The organism is Ruegeria sp. O11, assembly GCF_056535285.1.
Genome location: NZ_JBQERS010000034.1, coordinates 1 through 4,432, shown reverse-complemented (window position 1 = coordinate 4,432; position 4,432 = coordinate 1). Strand labels below are relative to the sequence as shown.

Annotated in this window: 3 protein-coding genes; all 3 read left to right on the top strand. The window is 62.2% G+C overall.

Going from position 1 to position 4,432, the window contains the following annotated elements:
* The coding region (gene gcvT / locus ACRZ91_RS22070; RefSeq protein WP_170547671.1) for a glycine cleavage system aminomethyltransferase GcvT at window positions 1–1,081 on the top strand (1,081 nt) is incomplete at its 5' end.
* A gap of 17 nt (window positions 1,082–1,098) precedes the next feature.
* Window positions 1,099–1,464, top strand: coding sequence for a glycine cleavage system protein GcvH (gene gcvH, locus ACRZ91_RS22065; protein WP_480908628.1), 366 nt, complete (start codon window positions 1,099–1,101; stop codon window positions 1,462–1,464).
* Between the two features lie 112 nt (window positions 1,465–1,576).
* Window positions 1,577–4,432, top strand: coding sequence for an aminomethyl-transferring glycine dehydrogenase (gene gcvP, locus ACRZ91_RS22060; protein ID WP_480908626.1), 2,856 nt, complete (start codon window positions 1,577–1,579; stop codon window positions 4,430–4,432).

The following is a 4,432-nucleotide window of genomic DNA, read 5'->3' as shown; positions in this document are numbered from 1 at the left end:
ACGCACGCCTCTTCACGCTTTGCATGTTGAGTTGGGTGGTAAGTTGGTTGATTTTGCTGGGTGGGAGATGCCTGTTCAGTATCCATTGGGGATTATGGGGGAGCATAAGCAGTGTCGTGAGAAGGCGGCGGTGTTTGATGTGAGTCATATGGGTCAGGTGATCCTGAAGGGCGAGAATGTGGGCGAGAAGCTGGAAGCTTTGTGCCCGCAGGCCTATGCGACGTTGAAGGAAGGCAAGGCGCGGTACGGGTTCTTTACGAACGCGGATGGCGGGATCATGGACGATTTGATCGTGTCGAATGCGGGCGATCACTACTTTGTGGTGGTGAACGCGGCGCTGCGGCATCAGGACATTCCGCATATGCGCGAACATCTCGACGGTGTTGAAGTGATCGAGATCTTCGACCGCGCGCTGGTGGCGGTACAGGGCCCTGCGGCGGAAAACGTTGTGGGCGAGCTCTGCCCTGCGGCGCGGGATCTGAAGTTCATGGAAACCACGGTGGCCGATATCAACGGTGTTGAATGCCGGATCTCGCGGCTGGGCTATACCGGCGAGGACGGGTATGAGATCTCGATCCCCGAGGACAAGGCGATTGAGATCACCAAGGCCTTCCTGGCGCATGAAGATTGCGAGGCGGCCGGTCTGGGCGCGCGCGACAGCCTGCGGCTTGAAGCCGGGCTGTGCCTTTATGGCAATGACATCGACCAGAGCACCTCGCCGATCGAGGCCTCCCTGGCTTGGGCGATCCAGAAGCGCCGCAAGGAAGAGGGCGGTTTCCCGGGCGCGGACCGTGTGCAGAAGGAACTGGCCGAAGGTCCCGCCAAAAAGCTGGTGGGCATCAAGCCCGAAGGCCGCGCACCGGCGCGTCAGGGCGTTGAGATCCAGTGCAGCAATGGCAATACAATCGGCCAGATCACCTCGGGCGTGTTTGGCCCCACCGTGGGTGGACCGGTGGCGATGGGCTATGTCGCGGCAGGTCATACCGAGCCGGGCGAGACGGTGAACCTGATCATCCGGGGCAAACCGCAACCGGCGCAGATCGTGGCGCTGCCCTTTGTCAAACAGAATTACAAGCGTTGAAGTCAGGAGAGAGAGACATGGCAACCTATTATTCCGAAGAACATGAATGGCTGGCTGTTGAGGGCGACACCGCCACGCTGGGCATCACCAAACACGCCGCCGAGCAGTTGGGCGACGTGGTGTTCGTGGAACAGCAGGAAGCAGGGGACGAGTTCGAAAAAGGCGACGAGATCGGCGTGATTGAATCCGTCAAGGCCGCGTCCGAGCTTTATGCGCCGGTCGATGGCGAGATCACAGAGGTGAACGAGGCGCTGGCTGACAATCCTGGTTCTCTGAATGACGACCCCGAAGGCGAAGCCTGGATCTACAAGATCAAGATTGCGGATGCCTCGCAGCTCGAAGATCTGATGGACGAAGCCGGCTACAAGGCCTTCATCGGATAAATCCAAATGGCGGGTCCTCGCACGGGTCCGCCCCTTCATCTGGCTAAAAATACTCCCGCCGGAGGCTCCCGCAGTCTCCGCCGGGTCTGACCTATCCTTGAGGAGCGCAACGATGGCCTTCAAACTGACCGATTACGAAGCCTATGACTTCGCCAACCGCCGCCATATCGGGCCCAGCCCGACCGAGATGCGCGACATGCTCAAGGTGATCGGCTTCAAGACACTGGACCAGCTAATCGACGCCACCGTCCCCCCCGCGATCCGGCAGAAAGAGCCGCTGGACTGGGGCCCGGCGATGACGGAACGCGACGCTCTGTTCCACATGAAAGAGGTGGCGAGCAAGAACAAGGTTCTGACCTCGCTGATTGGTCAGGGATATTATGGCACCACCACGCCGGCGCCGATCCTGCGCAACATCCTGGAAAACCCGGCCTGGTACACGGCCTATACGCCCTATCAGCCCGAGATCAGCCAGGGCCGCCTTGAGGCGCTGTTGAACTTCCAGACCATGGTCAGCGACCTGACCGGGCTGGATGTGGCCAACGCATCCCTGCTGGACGAAGCCACCGCTGCGGCCGAAGCGATGGCCATGGCCAAGCGCGGTGGTCGGTCCAAGGCCAACAATGCAGCCTTCTTTGTCGACAAGAACTGCCACCCGCAGACCATCGCGGTCATTAAAACCCGGGCCGAGCCTCTGGGCATCGAAGTGCAGGTGGCTGATCCGGACACGCTGGATGCAGGCGCGGTCTTTGGCGCGATCTTCCAGTATCCCGGCACCCACGGCCATGTGCGCGACTTCACCGCCGAGATCGCGGCGCTGCATGAGCACAAGGCCATCGCAATTGTCGCCGCCGATATCCTGTCTCTGGCGCTGCTGAAGTCACCGGGCGAGATGGGCGCGGATATCGCCATCGGCTCGACCCAGCGCTTTGGCGTTCCGATGGGCTATGGCGGCCCGCACGCCGCCTATATGGCGACCACCGACAAGCTGAAACGCTCGATGCCGGGCCGGATCATCGGCGTCAGCATCGACAGCCGGGGCAACAAGGCCTACCGCCTGGCGCTGCAGACCCGCGAGCAGCATATCCGCCGCGAGAAGGCGAACTCGAACGTCTGTACTGCGCAGGCGCTCTTGGCGGTGATTGCGTCAATGTATGCCGTGTACCATGGCCCCGACGGCATCAAGGCCATCGCGCAATCGGTGCACCGCAAGACCTCGCGCATGGCTGCCGGTCTGGAAGAGGCGGGCTTTGCCGTCGAACCCGAGGTATTCTTCGACACGATCACGGTTGAGGTTGGCCATCTGCAGAACGTCGTGATGGAGGCCGCCGTGGCCCGCGGTGTGAACCTGCGTAAAGTGGGCGACACGAAAGTGGGCATCAGCCTCGACGAACAGACCCGCCCCGAGACCATCGAGGCGGTCTGGGGTGCCTTTGGCATCGACCGCAAGGATGACAGCTCGAACGTGGCCTACCGCCTGCCGGATTACGCGCTGCGCGAGAGCGAGTACCTGACCCACCCGATCTTCCACAAGAACCGGGCCGAGGCCGAGATCACGCGCTATATGCGCCGTCTGGCCGACCGCGATCTGGCGCTGGACCGGGCGATGATCCCGCTGGGCTCGTGCACCATGAAGCTGAACGCCACGGTTGAGATGATCCCGGTCACCTGGCCCGAGTTCGGCAATCTGCACCCGTTCTGCCCGGAAGATCAGGCGCAGGGCTATCACGAGATGATTGCCGATCTGAACGACAAGCTGTGCCAGATCACCGGCTATGACGCGATCTCGCAGCAGCCCAACTCGGGCGCGCAGGGTGAGTACGCGGGCCTTCTGACCATCCGCAATTATCACTTCGCGCGTGGCGAGGGGCAGCGCAATGTCTGCCTGATCCCAACCTCGGCGCATGGCACCAACCCGGCCTCGGCCCAGATGGTCGGCTGGCAGGTTGTGCCGGTGCAGGCGGATGACAAGGGCAACATTGACCTGAATGACTTCCGCGCCAAGGCGGAAAAGCACTCGGATCATCTGGCCGCCTGCATGATCACCTATCCGTCCACCCATGGCGTGTTCGAGACCACCGTACAGGAGGTCTGCCAGATCACCCATGATCACGGCGGTCAGGTCTATATCGACGGCGCCAACATGAACGCCATGGTTGGCCTGGCGCGTCCGGGCGATGTGGGCGGTGACGTCAGCCACCTGAACCTGCACAAGACCTTCTGCATCCCGCATGGCGGTGGCGGCCCCGGCATGGGTCCGATCGGCGTCAAGGCGCATCTGCAGGAGCACCTGCCCGGCCACCCGGAATACGGCACCGCCGTGGGCCCGGTCTCGGCAGCGCCTTTCGGGTCTCCGTCCATCCTGCCGGTCTCATGGGCCTATGTTCTGCTGATGGGCGGCGCAGGTCTGACCCAGGCTACGAAAGTGGCAATCCTGAACGCCAACTACATCGCGGCGCGGCTCAAGGATGCCTACCCGATCCTCTACACGTCGGACACGGGCCGGGTGGCGCATGAATGCATCCTCGACACCCGTCCGCTGGACGAGGCCGCGCATGTCAGCGTCGATGACATTGCCAAGCGCCTGGTCGATTCAGGCTTCCACGCCCCAACCATGTCCTGGCCGGTGGCCGGAACCCTGATGGTGGAGCCCACGGAATCGGAGCCCATGGACGAGCTCGACCGCTTCTGCGAGGCCATGCTGTCCATTCGGGCCGAGGCGCAGGATATCATCGACGGCAAGATCGATGCGGAAAACAACCCGCTGAAAAACGCCCCCCACACGGTGCGCGATCTGGTCGGCAGCTGGGACCGCCCCTACACACGCGAACAGGCCTGCTTCCCTCCGGGCTCCATGGGCGTCGACAAATACTGGTCCCCCGTCAACCGCGTCGACAACGCATACGGTGACAGAAACCTCATCTGCACATGCCCTCCAATGTCAGAATACGAAGAAGCCGCAGAGTAA

Coding starts and splice junctions, on each gene's coding strand:
- gcvH (WP_480908628.1), top strand. CDS start 1,099: ATGGCAACCTATTATTCCGAAGAACATGAATGGCTGGCTGTTGAGGGC.
- gcvP (WP_480908626.1), top strand. CDS start 1,577: ATGGCCTTCAAACTGACCGATTACGAAGCCTATGACTTCGCCAACCGC.